This window comes from Algoriphagus vanfongensis DSM 17529, assembly GCF_000429465.1.
Taxonomy (GTDB): domain Bacteria; phylum Bacteroidota; class Bacteroidia; order Cytophagales; family Cyclobacteriaceae; genus Algoriphagus; species Algoriphagus vanfongensis.
This window is the reverse complement of the sequence record NZ_AUBX01000009.1, coordinates 470,216-488,904: the sequence shown is the minus strand read 5'-3', so window position 1 is coordinate 488,904 and position 18,689 is coordinate 470,216. Positions and strand designations below refer to the sequence as shown.

General features: G+C 42.7%; 16 protein-coding genes. 8 read left to right on the top strand and 8 right to left on the bottom strand.

Features of this window, described 5'->3' with window-relative positions; genetic code table 11:
• Positions 1-15: 15 nt before the first annotated feature.
• Together G460_RS0103420 and G460_RS0103415 are read right to left on the bottom strand one after the other, a co-directional pair.
• Positions 16-2,559 carry a hypothetical protein gene (locus tag G460_RS0103420; RefSeq protein ID WP_157366853.1) on the bottom strand — a complete coding sequence of 848 codons (2,544 nt, stop codon included), beginning with the start codon at positions 2,557-2,559 and terminating at the stop codon, positions 16-18.
• Between the two features lie 102 nt (positions 2,560-2,661).
• Positions 2,662-3,804 (bottom strand): cysteine desulfurase family protein, encoded by a 1,143-nt coding sequence (locus G460_RS0103415; RefSeq protein ID WP_026954050.1) that lies wholly within the window; start codon positions 3,802-3,804, stop codon positions 2,662-2,664.
• Between the two features lie 75 nt (positions 3,805-3,879).
• On the opposite strand from G460_RS0103415, the gene G460_RS0103405 reads away from it, so the two are divergent.
• Together G460_RS0103405 and G460_RS0103400 are read left to right on the top strand one after the other, a co-directional pair.
• Entirely contained in the window at positions 3,880-4,227 is a 348-nt protein-coding gene (locus tag G460_RS0103405; RefSeq protein ID WP_026954049.1) for a hypothetical protein, read from the top strand.
• 118 nt (positions 4,228-4,345) lie between these two features.
• Positions 4,346-6,379, top strand: coding sequence for a glutamine--tRNA ligase/YqeY domain fusion protein (locus tag G460_RS0103400; RefSeq protein WP_026954048.1), 2,034 nt, complete (start codon positions 4,346-4,348; stop codon positions 6,377-6,379).
• A 65-nt stretch (positions 6,380-6,444) separates the two neighbouring features.
• Here G460_RS0103400 and G460_RS0103395 read toward each other — a convergent pair whose 3' ends face one another.
• Together G460_RS0103395 and G460_RS0103390 are read right to left on the bottom strand one after the other, a co-directional pair.
• Positions 6,445-8,607, bottom strand: a complete 2,163-nt coding sequence (locus tag G460_RS0103395; protein ID WP_026954047.1) for a xanthine dehydrogenase family protein molybdopterin-binding subunit — start codon at positions 8,605-8,607, stop codon at positions 6,445-6,447.
• A 2-nt stretch (positions 8,608-8,609) separates the two neighbouring features.
• Positions 8,610-9,068 (bottom strand): (2Fe-2S)-binding protein, encoded by a 459-nt coding sequence (locus G460_RS0103390; RefSeq protein ID WP_026954046.1) that lies wholly within the window; start codon positions 9,066-9,068, stop codon positions 8,610-8,612.
• 214 nt (positions 9,069-9,282) lie between these two features.
• On the opposite strand from G460_RS0103390, the gene G460_RS0103385 reads away from it, so the two are divergent.
• The 4 genes from G460_RS0103385 (at position 9,283) to hrpB (ending at position 14,862) form a co-directional block, all read left to right on the top strand.
• On the top strand, positions 9,283-10,398 hold the full coding sequence (locus G460_RS0103385; protein ID WP_245578694.1) for an MBL fold metallo-hydrolase: 1,116 nt from the start codon (positions 9,283-9,285) through the stop codon (positions 10,396-10,398).
• 179 nt (positions 10,399-10,577) lie between these two features.
• A complete protein-coding gene (locus tag G460_RS0103380; protein WP_026954044.1) occupies positions 10,578-11,726 on the top strand; it encodes a Gfo/Idh/MocA family protein in 1,149 nt (382 codons plus the stop codon).
• 69 nt (positions 11,727-11,795) lie between these two features.
• Complete coding sequence (locus tag G460_RS0103375; RefSeq protein WP_026954043.1) at positions 11,796-12,308, top strand: DUF2911 domain-containing protein; 513 nt, start codon at positions 11,796-11,798, stop codon at positions 12,306-12,308.
• Between the two features lie 67 nt (positions 12,309-12,375).
• On the top strand, positions 12,376-14,862 hold the full coding sequence (gene hrpB, locus G460_RS0103370; RefSeq protein WP_026954042.1) for an ATP-dependent helicase HrpB: 2,487 nt from the start codon (positions 12,376-12,378) through the stop codon (positions 14,860-14,862).
• Here hrpB and G460_RS0103365 read toward each other — a convergent pair.
• Positions 14,859-15,479, bottom strand: coding sequence for a hypothetical protein (locus G460_RS0103365; RefSeq protein ID WP_026954041.1), 621 nt, complete (start codon positions 15,477-15,479; stop codon positions 14,859-14,861). The genes hrpB and G460_RS0103365 overlap by 4 nt on opposite strands.
• A 42-nt stretch (positions 15,480-15,521) precedes the next feature.
• Positions 15,522-16,043, bottom strand: a complete 522-nt coding sequence (locus tag G460_RS0103360; protein WP_026954040.1) for a HEAT repeat domain-containing protein — start codon at positions 16,041-16,043, stop codon at positions 15,522-15,524.
• Positions 16,044-16,093: 50 nt separating this feature from the next.
• On the opposite strand from G460_RS0103360, the gene G460_RS21335 reads away from it, so the two are divergent.
• Entirely contained in the window at positions 16,094-16,795 is a 702-nt protein-coding gene (locus tag G460_RS21335) for a hypothetical protein (RefSeq protein ID WP_051315894.1), read from the top strand.
• Between the two features lie 60 nt (positions 16,796-16,855).
• Here the strand turns inward: G460_RS21335 and G460_RS0103350 are convergent, their stop codons facing one another.
• Both G460_RS0103350 and G460_RS0103345 read right to left on the bottom strand, forming a co-directional pair.
• A complete protein-coding gene (locus G460_RS0103350) occupies positions 16,856-17,233 on the bottom strand; it encodes a TM2 domain-containing protein (RefSeq protein WP_026954039.1) in 378 nt (125 codons plus the stop codon).
• Positions 17,226-17,531 carry a DUF2752 domain-containing protein gene (locus G460_RS0103345; RefSeq protein ID WP_026954038.1) on the bottom strand — a complete coding sequence of 102 codons (306 nt, stop codon included), beginning with the start codon at positions 17,529-17,531 and terminating at the stop codon, positions 17,226-17,228. Before G460_RS0103345 ends, G460_RS0103350 begins: the two co-directional genes overlap by 8 nt.
• 258 nt (positions 17,532-17,789) lie before the next feature.
• Here G460_RS0103345 and G460_RS0103335 point away from each other — a divergent pair, with 258 nt between their 5' ends.
• Complete coding sequence (locus G460_RS0103335) at positions 17,790-18,689, top strand: TolB-like translocation protein (RefSeq protein ID WP_026954037.1); 900 nt, start codon at positions 17,790-17,792, stop codon at positions 18,687-18,689.

The window sequence follows — 18,689 nt, the reverse complement described above, 5'->3', positions numbered from 1 at the left end:
TGATCCAAAAACTGACTATTCTGGCGCTTTGAGTCGAATGACCACCTGTGCTTTCCCTTTGTATTTGCCAGCTTCAGCCATGAAACCTCCGCAATCCGGCCAACCTAAGTGCTCTGGTCTGCTACCTGATTTGACAAACACATAGCTGAATTCATATAGCCCATCTTCATTAGGTGTTTTTGAGGCACTCCAGGAAGATGACCTTCCTATCATCACATTAGCACCGGGACTGAAATCAATGATCTTGGCAGTATAGGATATGGCGTTTTCTACGGGCTCTATCAAAAAGTGTACACCTGATCCACAGTTCAGGTAATTTCCCGTATGATTGGAGAATGATGTGACCTGAAGATCAACAGTTACAATTTTGATATTTTCCGAATTGTCTATTTCTATTTCTAAGGTAAGTTCCTCAAATAGAAAATATTCTCCATCCACTGCCGACTTTTCATAAATCCTTGCTTTGACCGTTTCGGTGCCTTTTTCAGTATCTTCATCAGTGCATAAATAATTAATGGAGTTTGTGTCAAAGGTGGTAATGACATTGCCATGCTCGGCAAAATTGACCAATTTTCCGTGTTTCCCTTCCGTAGTCCATACCACTTTTTTTCCGGCAAAATCTTCATCACGTTGGGCTACAGGCTCGATATACAATTTGGCTGAAGATACTAGGTCTTCCTTGCCTGAAAGCACCAGCCCTCCGGGTTTCAACATATAGGCACTCTTTTTTAAGTTCAAGACCGTGGTATCTCTTCCTATAAGTTGGTTTTTATAGTAAGCTTCTACATAGATGTATTCGAAATTATTTTCTTCTGGAAGGTCGTTGGCATTGGTCTCAGAATAGTATGTGACAGCAGTATCGGAGCTTTCGAAGTTCTTGCCTTTGTTTCCTTTTGCATCTTGGATATATCCAAATTTGCCTGAAGTACTCCATTTGAAGTATGGAAAGTTATCCCCTTCCTCATCTAAATTCTTGATTTCAGCTTTGATTTCTTTATGTCCTCTACTGCTCACGGTCGCTTCAGCAGGAATCAGACTGACTTTGGCTGACCGCGCATGAACAGTCCATTCTTCGATATTGCGGGACATGGAAATCCCAAAGGAAACCAGAGCCAGATCCTGCCCTGCCACTACAGTATTGACGATTTTAAGGATTTCTCCGAATTTGGTGATAGCCTTGGTATCCAGCTTTTCGGACACTCCCTGAATATCTACATTTTGCTTGGAAGCGATATATTTTGCAACATTGATCAGTCCGGTCATCACGTCTTCAAAGTGCTTATTTCCACCTCCCTCGAAAACCAGATATTCTCCAAAAGCTTTCAATGCATCCTTGTATTTCCCTTTTTTAATGTGGTCATAAGTTGCCGGACTGGCATTGATGATGACCTCCATTTTGTCAACAAAACCTACCAACGGGCCATCTCCTACATCAAAACCGGCTGAGTTTAGCTTTCCTTTCCATCCTACCATTTGCATGCCCATAGGGAGGAAAAAATCTATTACAAATGTCTCCATAGACAGCCTCAGTTGCTTGATTTGCTCTTGATCTGTCAATTGGATCGCGTGATTCACTCCTCCTGCACCGACTACCCTCACTTTGTAGGTTTTTTCATCTTCACTATCCGCTAAGGTAAGTGAAACAGGCTCCGTAGTGACTACACCAGCATTGGCGATATTTCCATCAATAGCCCCTCCAATGATACCTGTCGCGGTAGTGAAACCAGTTGTGGGACTTACTGGAAAATCTACTTCAGAACTTGTTCCTTTTCCTATGTTAGAAAGATGTTCTACTACTTTGCCATCTGTCATCTTTGAACTCATTTTGTAGAAAAACGCATGGGACCTTCTTCTGTAGTAGTTGCTGACAGCTATTTTTCCTAAATCTTCTTCAAAAATTTGAATTCCGCTTTTGATATCAGACTCATCGATTGATATGTCCGAAACTCTTGTGTTTTCTGCTACCCTGCTTCTGATATCTAGCTCGATTGACTTTGGAAGTAATTTTGCCATTGCCGCATTAAGGGGTGCGATGTATGAATCTCCTGAAAGCAATGATGGATTAATTTTCCAAAGCTCTTCAAACTCCTTATGCCAAGTCTTTACCTCTTCGTAACTACCGATATTGCCAAAGAAAGTACTTGCAAGGTCATCCTCACTGAGCCAAAGACCTGTCGATAAATACAGTAGAAAATCGGCAGTTGTACTCGGACTGATGTTTTTTTGTGCTCCTGAAATATAGCCTGCCAAGATCAACTGTCCATTTTTATCAAACAGATAAGCTAGTTGACCTGAGCCGGGAGTCTGAATTGTTTTTGATTTGCCGTCAGCTGCCACTGGAAAAGACACCCCCAATGATAGCATCTGAGCCCCTTCTAAATCAACATCAGTACCATTTGGTAGAACAATCTGAACATCCTGAATCTGAAACGTCTCCTCCGGTTTTTCTCCTTCCGAAGGATCCGAGGGATCAATAGGTTCTGTATCTTCCTGGCAGGAATACATGAGCATAAGAAAGCTAACCAACAGGCCGCTGAAAAGTAAGGATCTTCGTTTCATAGTCTTTGAGTTAAAATATGGAAGTAGCTAACTGAGTCTTTTGTGACTCTTTGCCTCCTTATCAACTCAAAGACATAAAGTGAACAGTGATTCTAAAAAAAATTAAGGTCTGAGTGATTCTACTACTTCTCTTACCCAGTCCACGGCTTTATTGATATCCTCCTCTTTTGTCATCAACCCAAGACTAAAACGAATGGATGCTCTGGCCAGATCTGATTGAATACCCATGGCTTCCAGTACATGACTTGGCTTAGGGTTGATAGATGTACAGGCTGAGCCAGAACTTACGGCGATTTTTTGACAAACCTTTCGAAGTAGTTCTTCACCTTCTATCCCTTCAAAAGAAATATTGCTGACATGCGGCAGCCGATCATTTTGACTAGAATTCAATTGTGTTCCAGGGATTTCTAAGATCCCCCTTTCCAACTCATTTCGAAGGTTTTGGAGTCTTTCCGTCTCAGATTTCATGTTGGAGATTCTCAGTTCGGCGGCCTTACCAAAACCGACAATAGCAGGTACATTTAAGGTACCGCTTCGCATGCCTTTCTCATGTCCTCCTCCATGGATTTGAGCTAGAGGTTTGGGAAGTATATGATTGTGACGAACGTACAAAGCTCCCACTCCCTTTGGCCCGTAGAGCTTGTGAGCCGATAAAGCCATCAGGTGAATCCCATCTGTGTGGACAGGGATTTTCCCTGTTGCCTGTACAGCATCGGTCACCAACATTAGGTTCCTTGATGCTGCGATTTCAGCTACTTTTTCAATAGGATGAATTAGGCCTGTTTCGTTATTTGCCCACATCAGGCAAATCACTTTGGTATGGGGCAAAATGGAATTTCCTAACTCTACCAAATCGATTTCACCCTGCTCATTCACCGGCAAAAGAGTTATTTCAGCCCCTTTTGCTGCCAATTCTGACAAGGTGTCCAAAACGGCCTTATGCTCGGTCTGACAAGAAATATAGTGCTGTGGCTGACCAGAATAGCAATCAAAAGTTCCTTTTAGAGCCAAATTGATGGACTCTGTAGCTCCAGATGTGAAAATAATTTCTTTAGGTTTTGCCCCGATTAAAAGCGCAATCCTCTCCCTAGCTTCTTCTACGGCATTTTCCGCCACCCAACCGTATGGATGACTTTTGCTGGCGGCATTTCCAAAATGCTGCGAAAAATAAGGCAACATTTCCTCCAAGACCTCAGGGCTGCATGGGCAAGTTGCATTGTAATCCAGGTATATCGGGTAATTCATTTTTCTAAAATAAAGGTTTCTATGCGCTCCAGCTTACTAAAATCAAGTAACTTCATTCCATCAAATCTAAACTTCATGAAGGAAACTTGGACTTTTGATTTCCCAAAATCTGAAAACCCTAAAGATCAGCTGATTCAGTTATTTGCTCTCAAGCAAAATGAATTGGGGATTTTCCTTTCTTACTATTACAAAAGTGAAGGTGCAGTAGTGGAAAATGTAGAAGTTGATCCTCGGTCCCTTCAGTTGATTGGTCAAACAGGGAGCGTTCGTTTTGATTTTGACTTAGTTCATTTCAATGCTTGCCTCGCGATCCATGATAAGAAGCGTGAGTCAATGGAGGTACAACTTCAGCTAGATTCTGGCAAGGAAACCGTACTACTCATTGGACCCATTTGGCAGGAAAGAGAAATGGATGAGATTTGAAAAAGAAAAATCAAGTCTTGGTCTGAAGGAAGCACTTCAGAAGTTGTAATTGAAGGAAGCACTTCAGAAGTTGTAATTCCTATCATTTGAAGTAATTTTGGCATTCAATTTTTCAAAAATGAAAGAACCCATAGAATCACTCAATTTCATAGAACACATCATCGAGGAAGATCTAGAAAATGGCTTTTCGCAGGAGAAGCTTCGCTTTAGATTTCCTCCTGAGCCAAACGGATACTTACATATCGGACATGCAGCTTCGATATGTTTGAATTTTGGTTTGGGAGAAAAATACAATGCCCCTGTCAATTTGCGCTTTGATGACACCAATCCAGCCAAGGAAGAGCAGGAATATGTCGACGCGATCAAGCGAGATATTGCTTGGTTGGGTTTTCAATGGGCCCAAGAGTGCTATTCATCAGATTACTTTCAGCAGCTTTATGATTGGGCTATTCAGCTTATCAAAGAAGGAAAAGCCTATGTAGATCAGCAAAGTTCTGAACAAATAGCTTCTCAAAAAGGAACTCCTACCACAGCTGGGACAGATAGCCCCTATAGAAATAGACCGGTCGAGGAAAATCTGGAACTCTTCGAGAAAATGAAGAATGGTGAATTTGCCGCAGGCTCCTATCTCCTTCGTGCCAAAATCGATATGGCCTCTCCCAATATGCACATGAGAGATCCTATCTTATATCGGATCATCAACAAATCTCATCATAGAACGGGAAATGAATGGTGCATTTATCCAATGTATGACTGGGCGCATGGCCAGTCTGACTATGTGGAGCAGGTTTCTCATTCACTTTGCACCTTAGAGTTCAAGGCACACCGTGAACTGTACGATTGGTACCTCGATCAGGTATATGATCCAGCCACTTTGAGACCAAAGCAGCGCGAGTTTGCCAGACGTAATCTCAGCTATACGGTCATGAGTAAAAGAAAATTACTCGAATTGGTACAAAAGAACATCGTATCGGGTTGGGATGATCCAAGGATGCCAACGATCTCAGGTTTGAGGAGAAGAGGATATACACCGGATTCTATCCGAAAATTCAGTGAGGTTTCTGGCATTTCCAAAAGAGACAATGTCACTGATGTTTCGCTATTGGAGTATTGTATCCGAGAGGATTTGAATAAATCAGCTACCCGTGTAATGGGTGTTTTGAATCCGGTAAAATTGGTCATAACTAATTTTCCAGAAGGAAAGACTGAAATTCTTGCCATGGAAAACAATCCAGAAGATCCGAATTCAGGAACTCACGAGGTGCCTTTCTCCAGAGAATTATACATTGAGCGGGAAGATTTCAGAGAAGATGGTGGAAAGAAATTTTTCAGACTGTCTCTTGGCAATGAAGTTCGGTTGAAAAGTGCTTACATCATTCAAGCAAATTCTGTTGTGAAGGATGAGAAGGGCGAAATTCAGGAGATCCACTGTACCTATGATGAGGAGTCTCGATCTGGAAGTGGTACGGAAGCGAGTACGAGAAAGGTAAAAGGAACTTTGCATTGGGTTTCGATCGAGCACGCATTTAAAGCTGAGGTCAGAGAATATGACAGACTGTTTTTGGACGAAGCACCAGACAGTCACGAGGATAAAAACTTCTTGGAATTTGTGAATCCAGATTCTTTGAATGTGATTCAAGAAGCCTATTTGGAACCTATATTGAAAGATGCTCAAGTGGGTAGCCATTTTCAATTCCAGCGATTGGGCTATTTTGCTCTGGATCCAGACAGTACTGCCGATAAGTTGGTGTTTAATAAAACTGTCGGTCTGAAAGATACTTGGGCAAAGCAAGAAAAAGCTCCTGCTCAAAACCAATCTCAACCAAAGGCGCCTTCACAAAACCAGCCAAAGAAAAAGGCAATGAGTGAAATCCAGCAAATCAGTAAAAAACTGACCAATCTCTCAGGGGATAAACTGGAAACTGCGAAATCTTCAATTTTGAAATTGGCGGAGGAAGTCTCTTATGAAGAATTGGAGCCGCTCTTTGGTACTTCAGTGAAAAAAGTAGGCACGAGAATCGGTGTCATGCTAGCACTGTCTGTTTTGCTTGAAAAAGGTCAGGAAATGAATCCGGCCATTCAGGAGTTTATTGAGTCTGGAAAAAATGACTCCAATGAGCTTTTAAAGGAAATCTCGGAAAAGATCAATTGAGATTTAAATACACCATAAAAAAACAGCCCCAGAAATATTTCTGGGGCTGTTTTGTTTTTGCTTGATTAAGCTCGTTTGATCTCCAATTTGATATCGCTAAACTCTTTCTGTTCTATGAAGGGTTGGCTTCGCAGTCTTCTTCCTGTGGCTGCAAAAATCGCATTAGCAATAGCTCCGCCAGTAGGTGGAAGTGCCGGTTCGCCAAGTCCAGTCGGATCAAATCCAGAATCCAAGAAGTGTGTATTGATCTCCGGAACTTCCTTCATTCGGATGAGACGATAGGAATCATAGTTTTTCTGTTTTGGTACACCATTTTCAAAAGTCAGATTGGTGTACATCGCATGGCCCATTCCGTCAACAATTCCCCCCCTCACTTGATGGTTGGCACCGATAGGATTGACTACCATCCCGCAATCAGTGACAGCAGTGATACGCTTCAGTGTTGGGCTACCTCCTTCCATTTCTATATCAGCAACTTGCGCTACATAGCTTCGGTGGGAGAAATAGACACTTAGTCCTTGTTTGACGCCTGGGTTTTTACCCCAATTTGATTTCTCTGCTGCTGCTTTGGTCACTGCTATCATGCGGTCGACATCATAGCCTAACTCTCCTACTGGATTGTTTTTAGCTTTTTCGTAGAGTTCCAGACGCAAGTCTACTGGGTCTTTGCCAGCAGCCAATGCTACTTCATCTAGGAAACTCTGCTCTGCATACGCCAAGAAATTCGTAATCGGAGCTCTCCAAGCATTGGTGGTGATACTGGAGTCATAGCTGATGGATTCGATCAGTACATTTTCTATCGCACCGGAAGGAAAATTATTTTCCCGAGTTGTATTTCCGGCATTCATTCCCACTCCTTTGAGTTTGTATCCTATCATAGACCCATTCTCATCCAAGGCTGCAGAAAATTTATACCGCACAGCCGGTCTGTAGGCTCCTCCCGTGAGTTCGTCTTCTCTATTCCAAATTATCTTGACGGGTGCTTGGATGGCTTTGGCCACATGAACAGCTTCCTCAACATAGTCTGCTCTTAATCTTCTGCCAAATCCGCCTCCCAGTCTCGTGATTTCGACACTCACATTCTCAGGGGGAATTCCCAAAATCTGAGCTGCTGTCTGACGGGCACGATCCGGAGTCTGTGTGGGACCTATCAATTCACATCGGTCGCCCTGGATATGTGCGAAGAAATTTTCAGGTTCCATGGGAGAATGAGCCAAAAATGGGCACTGATATTCTGCCTCGACCACTTGAGCAGCAGCTTGGAAAGCTTTGGCCACATTACCGTCCTTTCGCTTTACCTCAGCTTTACCTGTACTCATCAGTTCTTGGAAGATGCGGTCATGATCTGCAGTACTTTCTACATTGCCATCGGGCACGTAATCAATTTCTAGCAGTTTTTTGGCTTTCATCAGTGGCCAAGTAGATGTACCAACCACGGCAATGGAATTGCCAAACTGAACTACCTCACTAACTCCTGTCACTCCACGTGCTTTGCTATCGTCATATTTGCTGACTTTCATCCCAAAAGGAGCCCGTTGAATCATGGCATATTTCATTCCTTCCCGATGAAAATCCAATCCATACATGGACTTTCCAGTGTAGATTTCTTTTGCATCCACATTTTTGACTGGAGTACCAATGATTTTAAAATCCTTTTTGTCTTTGAGAGCTAGCTCATCAGGAATGGAGATGCTTGCTGCTTTCTCTACAAACTCGCCAAAATGACCTGATTTACCTGAGGCACTATGCGTAATTACCCCTTCAGAAACTGCAATCTCTTCAGGACTTACTCCCCATGTCTCAGCAGCTGCTGCTACCAGAACAAACTTTGCGGCTGCACCAGCCTTTCTCAAACGCTCCCAGCTGTGAGGCATGGCCCCAGATCCGCCAGTAAGCTGTCGGTCATACTTTTCTGTGTCCAGATTGGCTTGGAGTACTCTTACCTTGGCCCAATCTGCATCCAGCTCCTCGGCTACGACCATTGGGAAAGATGTTTTGATGTTTTGTCCCAATTCAGGATTTGGTGAGTAGATGACCACATCACCCGATGGGGCTATGGATAGAAATGCATTGAAGTTTTTGGCTTGTGCAAGTACTTCATCTGTGCTGAGCACTTCCACCTTTGGTGAATCACATCCAAACCAATTAAATCCAATCAGTAAGCCACCAGCCGTAGTCCCGGCAATTTTGAGAAAATCTCTTCTAGATTCTTTGATATTTGTTGCCATGATTAGTTGGATTTAGAGGCTAATGCTACTGCTTCTCGTATTTTATGATAGGTTCCACATCTGCAGATGTTTCTGTTCATAGCATCATCGATTTCTTCCATGCTTGGACTTGGATTTTCTTTGAGAAAAGCTGCCGCTTGCATGATCTGACCGGCCTGACAATAGCCACATTGAGCTACGTCAATTTCTTCCCAAGCTTTTTGCACGGGATGATCCCCCTTTTCAGAGAGTCCCTCGATAGTAGTGATTTCCGTGCCTTCCAAACTACTGACAGGAGTCACACACGAGAAAGTGGCTGTCCCATCAATATGAACTGTGCAGGAACCGCACTGTGCGATGCCGCATGAAAACTTTGTACCAACTAGTCCGAGATGATCACGAAGGACCCACAGCAGTGGAGTATCCTCATCTACATCGACTTGTTTGCTTTGTCCGTTGATCTTGAGATTGAAAGTTGCCATAATGAGTATGTTTGAGGGATAATTTACAAAAAATCAACCCCTTGCGAGAGCCACTAATGGAATTTCACAGAATATGAAATCAATCCAAATAGCGTGAAAAGTAAGGCTTGTTGAAAAAAAACTTCAATTCGGGACCTTTTTGATGAAATTGGCGTTTCTACTGCATTATTACCTCTTTCGCTTTTGTTTTTAAAAGCCCTAACCCATTATTCCGGTGATTCGAAAAATCCTCATCACTTTATTTTCAATCGTTCTCTTATTTATTCTGACCATAGTCATGTTTCTCAATTTCAGTTCACAATTTGGCAAAGCTCCTAGTAAAGAAGACACGGCTGAATTCGAAAAGTTGCCCTACTACTCTGACGGAAAGTTTCAAAACCTAATCCCAACCAATATGGACATGGATTTTTGGGAGTCTGTGAAACTTTTGCCTGAGTTTTTCAAAAATGATCCTACACGAAAGCCTGATTTTCAGTTTCCTTATGATCGAGTTGACTCCTTACAGCTTACAAAAAATAGTCTTTCTCGTTTAATTTGGTTTGGGCACTCTGCTTTTCTCCTTCAAATGGACGGCAAAAATATCCTTTTAGACCCCATGTTTGGAGATGTGCCAGCTCCACATCCTTGGTTGGGCAAAAAGCGCTATGCAGCTTCTCTTCCCATAGAAGTGGAAAAGCTGCCAGAAATTGATCTGGTTCTGTTTTCCCATGATCATTACGATCATTTGGACTATGAGTCTGTGCAGAAAATGAAAGATAAAACGAAGGAATTCTATGTACCACTTGGAGTAGGTTCACATTTGAAATCCTGGGGTGTGGCTCCTGAAAAAATCCATGAAATGAATTGGTGGCAAGAGGCTGAGACTCAGGATTTGTTTCTGGCTTTCACTCCTACCCGACATTTTTCAGGAAGAGGTCTGGGAGATCGTTTCAGCACACTTTGGGGATCTTGGGTGATCCAGGGAAATAAAGAGAAAATCTATTTCAGTGGCGATAGTGGCTATGGATCACATTTTAAAGAAATAGGCGAAAAATATGGTCCTTTTGACTTTGCTATGATGGAGTGCGGCCAATACAATGAAAAATGGAAGGACATCCACATGATGCCAGAAGAGACAGCTCAAGCTGCAGTGGATATCCAAGCGAGAGCAATGATGCCGATTCACTGGGCGGCTTTTACCCTTGCACTCCATACCTGGACTGATCCTGTGGAGCGCGTACTGGTCAAAGCAGAAGAGCTGAATATGTCGATTATTGTACCGAAAATCGGCTCAGAAATCCAAATCTCCAAAGAGATGCAACTGGGTGAAAAATGGTGGATCAAACCCTGATTTTTTGGAAATCTTTTTGATTTTCAACGGTCAAAGTCATCTACTTTTCAAAACTTAAGCGAAAAAGTGCATTTGAATTGAAATTTTAGCAAAAATTAGAAATCTCAAGTGCGACTCATTTGGATCTATTTTCCTAATTTGAAACCTCAAATACTAATTTCTTTTAACCTAAAAAACCTATGTCAAAGAAGATCAATGTGGCGATTGTCGGTACCGGATTTATCGGTCCAGCACATTTGGAAGCTCTGAGAAGAATCCCAAATATTGAAGTCACTGCACTAGTCGAAGTCAATCAGGAAGTAGCTGATGCCAAAGCAGCTGAATTGGGAATTCCATCTGCTTACACTTTCGAAAATATGCTGAAAGATGATAGCATCGATGTAGTACATATCTGTACTCCCAACTTCCTTCATTTCCCACAAACCAAGGCTTGTCTACTAGCTGGAAAGCATGTGATCTGCGAAAAACCATTGGCTAATACTATAGCTGAAGCAGAAGAACTCGTGTCCCTAGCTGCTGAAAAAGGTCTTATCAATGCCGTTCACTTCAATCTTCGCTATTACCCAATGGTAAGACAGATGAAAGTGATGAGAGAAAAAGGCGAATTGGGCGAGGTATATTCCGTGATGGGATCTTACCTACAGGATTGGCTTTTCTTCAACACGGATTACAACTGGAGATTGGAGCCGGATCAGTCTGGTGGTTCTAGAGCTGTAGCAGATATAGGTTCTCACCTATTGGATATGACCGAGTACGTGACGGGCTTGAAAATCACTGCAGTAATGGCTGATTTTTCGACGGTTCACAAAACACGCTTGAAGCCTTTGAAAGCTATTGAGACATTTTCTGGCAAAGCGCTGGATCCATCTGATTACAAAGAATATCCGGTAACTTCTGAAGATTATGCGACAGTTTTACTTCGCTTTGATAATGGAAATACAGGCTCTATCACAGTCAGCCAAGTCAATGCAGGCCGCAAAAACCGTTTGAACATTGAGATCTCTGGGTCGAAAGCCAACTTTGAATTTAATGCTGAAAAGCCAAATGAACTTTGGATCGGAAAGAGAGATGGTCTCAACCAAGTATTGATGAAAGATCCTGCTTTGGTAGATGAAGGTGCTAGATCCTTGGTCAGCTTCCCTGGTGGACATCAGGAAGGATTCCCTGATACTTCTAAGCAGCTTTTCAAAGAAGTATATGCGGCTGTCCGAGATGGCAAAATGCCAGAGAAAGCAAGCTTCCCGACTTTTGCCGACGGCTTGAGAGAATTGATCATCGGCGAGGCTATCGTAGAAAGTAATGAAAAAGAGGCTTGGGTGAAGATTTAATCTTTCCCTCAGTTGATTGATCAAGAATAATTTGCTTTATATTCAACACAGAAACAAAAACTTAAACCCATGAACTTCAAGAAAAGTCTATTTTCATTTCTTCTTTTCGCTGGTTTTGCTCTGACTGCTTTGGCACAAGAGAAAGCCAGTCCTGCTATGACTGCCGAAGGCTCTGTAGGTGATGCAAAAGTCACAGTCAATTACTCCTCTCCTGCCGTAAAAGGACGGATGATCTGGGGTGATTTGGTACCGCTAGGTCAGGTTTGGAGAGCTGGCGCCAATGAGGCGACGACTTTCACGACGACCAAAGATCTACTTGTAGAGGGTAAGAAACTACCTGCAGGGACATATAGCTTCTTTATTATTCCTGATGAGGGACAGTCTACCTTTATCTTCAATAAAGTAGCCAAGCAATGGGGCGCGTTCAACTATGATGCAGCAGAAGATCAATTGAGAGTCAATGTAGCTTCGGGTCAATCTTCCACTATGGAAGAGCGTCTTAAGTATGAAGTCAAGGACGGTAAGTTGGTAGTAAGCTGGGAATATGGTACAGCAGCTGCCAAATTGGCTCCTGCGATGTAAATTATTCTTTAAAAAGAATCTGAGGCCATCGGGATTATTCCTGATGGCCTTTTTATTTTTGTGACACATGTCCAAGTTTGATTTCACATCATTTGATCTACCAGTTGCGGAGATCATACCATCTGTTCAGCAGTCCCTCTCAGATTCCAATTCCCTTATCGTTCAAGCACCTCCAGGAGCAGGAAAGAGTACCCTACTTCCACTTGCACTTTTGAAAGAGAAATGGCTGGAGGGAAAGAAAATCATCATGCTGGAACCTCGGAGATTGGCTGCTAAAAGTATTGCAATGCGAATGGCTTCTATGCTCCATGAAGAAGTCGGGAAGACAATAGGATACAGGATTCGATTTGAGTCAAAAGTCTCTAAAGACACTCGTCTAGAAGTGATCACGGAGGGAATCCTCACAAGGATGATGCATTCTGACAATGAATTGGCGGATGTGGGTTTGGTGATTTTTGACGAATTTCATGAGCGAAATTTACATTCGGAAGTTGCATTGGCGCTTTGTCGGGAAGTGCAGCAGGTATTAAGACCAGACCTGAGGATTTTGTTGATGTCGGCCACGATTAATAGTGAAGAACTTTCGCAGCTACTATCGGCACCTGTGATAGAAAGTAAAGGGCGTCAATTTCCTGTGGAAGTGACGTACCTGAATCCAGTAGATGAGTATCATATCGGAGAAGATACCGCTCGGGTGATTACCTCTTTGGCACAAAGTCACGATGGTGATTTTTTGGTTTTCCTTCCTGGTCAAGGTGATATCAAAAAGGCGGAAAATATCCTTCGAAAATCACTTCCAGATGATCAAATCCTTCCCTTGTATGGACAGCTTTCCCCTAGTGAACAGAATAGAGCTATCCAGCCACACCCTGGAGGAAAGCGGAAGATAGTTTTGTCCACTGATATCGCTGAGACATCCTTGACTATCGAAGGAGTCAAAGTGGTGGTGGATTCCGGCTTTGCCAAGTCCAATCGATTTGATCCGAGATCTGGTCTTTCCAAGCTGGAACTGCATCGCATCAGCCAAGATTCGGCAGATCAGAGAAGTGGTCGGGCGGGCAGGTTGACTGCAGGCCATGCTTATAGACTTTGGAATAAAGGCATACAGGGGCAATTGCAGGAATTTAGGACTCCTGAACTGATGGAGGCCGATCTGACAGGTTTGGTACTGGATATGTTGGCTTGGGGGAAATCCGATATTCGAGAGATGACTTGGTTGACTCCACCTCCAAAAGGCAATCTCGTCTTGGCAGAGAAAACCTTGGAATCCCTCGACGCACTGGATCAGGGTGCTTTGACTGAGCACGGTAGAGAGATCCATGCACTACCCTGCCATCCTAGGATAGCCCATATGTTGTTGTATGCTGAGGAACATGATTTATTGGGTTTAGGCACTGATGTGGCTGCACTTTTAGAGGAACGGGACCCCTTGGGCCCTGATTCTGGCGTAGATTTAAACTTGCGGATTGAAGCTCTTCGCAGATTTCGATCTCGCGGTCATAGTATCCCAAGGATCAAGAAAATTGAAAAGGTTGCGCAGCAGTACCGGAAGCTTTTCAAAATAGAAGCTGAAAATGGAGCTGTAGATCCGTGGCAAACTGGGATTCTATTGGCCTATGCCTATCCAGAGAGGATTGCTTCTGCACGACCAGGAAATAATGCACAGTTTCAGTTAGCCAATGGAAAAATCGCCCAAATTGGTCATCGGGATGATTTGGCACATGAATCATGGCTGGCCGTAGCTGATGTAGATGCAAGAGATGGGATGGGAAAAATATGGTCTGCCGCTCCATTGAATCCGAAAGATTTGATGCCTTTGGTGAAAACCAAAGAAGTGCTGGAATGGGACCGAAAAAAAGGTGGACTGATCGCCATGACTGAAGTCAGAATAGGCGCTATTATCTTAGGTTCAAGACCTTTGAAAAATTATAGTGCTGCACAGGTTCAGAAGGCTATCTTGGAAGCGATTCAGGATGAAGGAGAATTCTTGTTGAATTTTGATGAACAGGTGATGCAGCTCATCCATCGAGTCACCTCACTCAGAATATGGAATCAAGATGAAAATTGGCCAAATTGGTCTATCTCAACTCTTTGTGAATCAGCCTCAGAATGGCTTAGTCCGTATCTCAATACTATTCAAAAGAATGAGGACCTTGCAAAAATAGACTTGTATCAGATTTTACTGCATAGCATGGATTACGACTTGCAGCAGAAACTTAACCGGCTTGCTCCATCCAAATTGGAAGTACCATCCGGCAGCATGATCACAATCTCTTACAGAAAAGACGGGGAAGTTCCATTGCTCTCGGTACGTCTTCAAGAGCTATTTGGGATGTTGGCGACTCCCCACATTAATGAAGGCAAAACTGCTTTATTGATCGAATTGCTATCACCAGGTTTCAAACCTGTCCAGCTCACCCAGGATTTGGCGAGTTTTTGGGAAAATGGCTATTTCGAAGTGAAAAAGGAATTGAAGCGAAGGTATCCCAAACACGAATGGCCAGAAGATCCAAAAAGTGCAGATGCAGTCCGTGGAGTCAAAAGAAAGAATTAATCTTTGTGGTCTAAGAATGCCAAAAATTGCAAGTAGGATGCTATGGTAAAAGGAGTCATGTGCTTTTGCTCAATCTGACTCAGAAATCCTTCTCGCACCAGTGGGTAATCTTGTGGGTTGTAGAGTTTGGCCAATGCAGTGGCTCTAAAAGCGTTGTAAATGAAATTCTGAGTGCGAAAGGAATAGTCTCTCTTATGGAAAAAAGCCCGCTCCAATTCGACAGGATCGATCATTTTTCCCAACCAAGGAAAGCCGTCCGTGACGAAAAATTTCTCCGCTTTCATCAGGACTTGGGATAGTTCCCAATTATTATGAATCACAAATTTGCGAGGGATTTCCTTGCTGATTTTATAGCTCGGCAGCGTCAGTGTCAAGCTTCTCTCAGAATAATTGGAAAGGCTGGGAAGAAAACGGTGAATGATCTCTTCGACAAGATCTATTCTCACTCCCAGGCTATATTCTAGGTTGCTTTCGTCAGGCTGATCCGTATAGTGTACAAAAATGACCTGCTTTCCTTCCTCAAAATTTTTGATATAGAAAGAGTATGCCGAATCGAATTGAAAACCAAATTCGGCAAAAAAGTCTTGATGCCTTTCTATTATTTCTAACTTCCTCATTGAATTTAAAAAACTCAAGTAAGTTAGAAATGTTGTATGACTTTAGGAAAATAATTCCTTCATTTCCAACAACATAGGTTCTATTTCTGCTTTTTTGATCAAAAAGCTACCCTCATCTTCCGGATTGTGAATGTAATGATTCCAGTGCTTTTCAGCCTTTCTGATCGTTCTGGGGGTGATTTCAAACTCCACCTCATCCAAATAATCCTTGGCAAGCGTAGAGGCATTGAAATTGCCAAAAAGGTAAACTCTAAAAATGTCCACAAATCGCAAGCTCAAGTCGTATTCTTCCAAAATCTGAACAAAAGCACCTTGATGATTCTTGTTCTTTTTGTCATAGATGACTTCGAAGATCGCATCCAGAGCCTCATCTTGCCAGATCGTTTTGGACAATGCGCGACATGCGAGATAGGCGATCTCCCAGTTTTCTCCCTTGATCAACTCTAGAAGCTTATCTTTGGCTGCTTTATCTGCCTTCAGGCCCAATTTGTCTGCATAGACAAAAGCTTCTGATTCATTGGGGTCAGTGATTTTGTTGAAGAGAAATTCGAGATCCTGGTCCATGTTTTTTAGTTTATTTGCACAAATATACTTGAATTGAAGGCGCAGTCCCTATGAAAATCCCCAATTCTGAACTTTTACTTCCATCGCAATTTGACGCTTACTTGCTCCATGCAAGGGAGGCAGGCTGGACTTGTGAGTACTTAGCAGATAAGCATCAATTGCTTTTCAATCATGAAGGAAATTGGATGTCCAGAATTTTTTTGCCTTGGAATAGAAGTTGGCAAGAAGACGTCCTCTCTCCTATCGATAATTTTCATTGGGTACTCACCGCCATCAAAGCAGGTCAAGCCGTGTTGGGGTATTTTCAAGAAGACCAGCTCCTTGAGCACAAAGTTTTTAGAGCATATATGGTGAGACAAAAGCAGGGTAAATCCCAAATTAAGCATTTGAAAACCAAAGGAAAATCTAGAGCAGGATCAAGAATCAGATTAAATGAAACAGAGCGTTTTTTTGAAGAAATAAATGAGCGCTTGGTGAGCTTGGATGATGCTTTTCCGATTTCGGTATTTGGGCTTTCCTGCTCCAAAACTCTTTGGCCGTATTTTTTTGGAAGTGAAACTCCCCCTCCATTTGATTCCAAATCGACTTTGCTGAGAAGTATTCCGGTTCACTTTCATCAGGCTTCTTTTGAGGAATTGACCATAGCAGGCCAACTTCTTCTTCAATTCCATCTTTTGAAAAATCCAGAAGTAGCTGATGAGATCCAGCCTCAGATGGATGATTCAGACATTCAGGAGGAGGACAATTGGTAAAAAATAACCCCGACCTGAGCCGGGGTTGGAGTTAGTGGTTTTAAATGTGTCACTTTTCGCTTAGCTCTTCTCCTCTCCCATTCCAGGGTAAGTAGTAGAAAGCATGGCAAGTGTTTCATGTGCCATTTTAATATTGTATTCGTAGGCCAAGCTTTTGTAATTGACCAAATCGACTATCGTACCGATGAAGCAGAGACCTACAGTCAGGATATATAAAATCCCCAAACCGATCTGTCCCAAAATGAAGCGGTGAAGTCCTGCGAATCCAAAGAAACCCAACAGAGTCAAAATCAAAATCATCTGAGAGTCCTTTCGTCGGGCACGGTAAACCTGCGCAAATAGGGAAGCTTGGTCATCATCCATGTTTTTCATCAATCCCTGGATGTAGCCCAGTTCCATTCCTTCCAGTTCGGGGAGGTGTCTCAATACATTAGCCATAATTGTGTGTTGTTTTTAGGTTTTTAATCAAATTCCAAATTCTCATGAAGATCACTATGTAAGCAAGCATCGCCAGTGGGTGCATTGACCAAGAAGCTTCAAATTCCCCCCTTGCTAGGAGGTTCATCGATCTACCCAGACCACACCCGGGACACCAGTCAAATCCCAAATTACTGATCGGACAGAGGGTGAAGTGACTGGCTGCTGATGGTTGGATCATCCAGATAGCCACTAGACTTCCTATCCAAAACATCAGCTCCAATGGAAAGTGTCTCAAGTGATAGGTGATTGTCTTCATGCTTTTGAAAATACGAAAAAGGTGCCAAGGGCCATTTTATGCGAAAATAGAGATTCTAGCGGCATTTGCTATTTTGAATGCTTGGATTTCGAACAAAAAAGTGTTCGTCTGTGAACAGAATCCAGCAGATTCAAACTAAAAATACTGATACTCTCTTCAAAGGCATTCATCTAAGGTCAATTTCAGGAATCAATTTCGAATTTCCTCTCCTTTTTCCATCGTTTTTGTAATTTGGTGCATTCTAGTCAAGACTAATTCATGAGCAAAAGCACCCTCCCCTTTCTTTTTCTGGTTCTATTGGTCGCCGGAAGATTGGAAGCGCAATCCTCTACAGACCTTTGGCAGATCAGTACCAAAGGAAAAGGTAAAAACATCACACTCCTGACAGGCACTGAGAAGAATCTGACCAATCGCAAGGAATATGACAATCAACCCTCCTTTATCAATGAGTATCAAATGGTCTTTTCGGCTGCTGATGAAAAAGGAAACCATGATATCATCGTCTACAATTTTGAAAATGAAAAATTCACGAATCTGACCAAAACAGAGGACAGAAGTGAATTTTCCCCACGCATCACGGAGTGTGGACAATATATCGCAGCCGTGGTGATGGAGCCGGATCAAAAGCAAAGAATTTGGCTTTATCCTACCAATTTTGGCGAGCCGGAATTGTTGTATGATGACATAGAGCCAGTGGGGTATTTCGATTGGTATGACAATAAGGCGGCGATGTTTGTCTTGGGAGAACCCCACCAGCTAATCTATGCCCGTGGAAGAAATGATCTGGTAGAGATGGATGAAGCAATAGCCAGATCAATTGTGAGAAGACCGAAAACAAATCAGATCACCTATCTTTCCACAGCCAATGCGGCAAACTTACCTGATGGAGAAGCATTGGAGCTTTATGCTTTTGATCTGGAGACCATGGAGAAACAAGAAATGGGCTTGGGACTGGCCGGATCTCAGGATTTTATTTGGATTGACAAAAATACCCTGATGATGGGGAAGGATAATTCGATTTACATTCGTAAGTGGAATGATAAAAACTGGGAACTGGTAGGAACTATCCCCTCTTCGACGCATCAACAAATCACAAGATTAGCCTACAGCGAAGACCTAGATGTCTTGGTGGTGGCCATGGAAAGAAAAGAACAATAA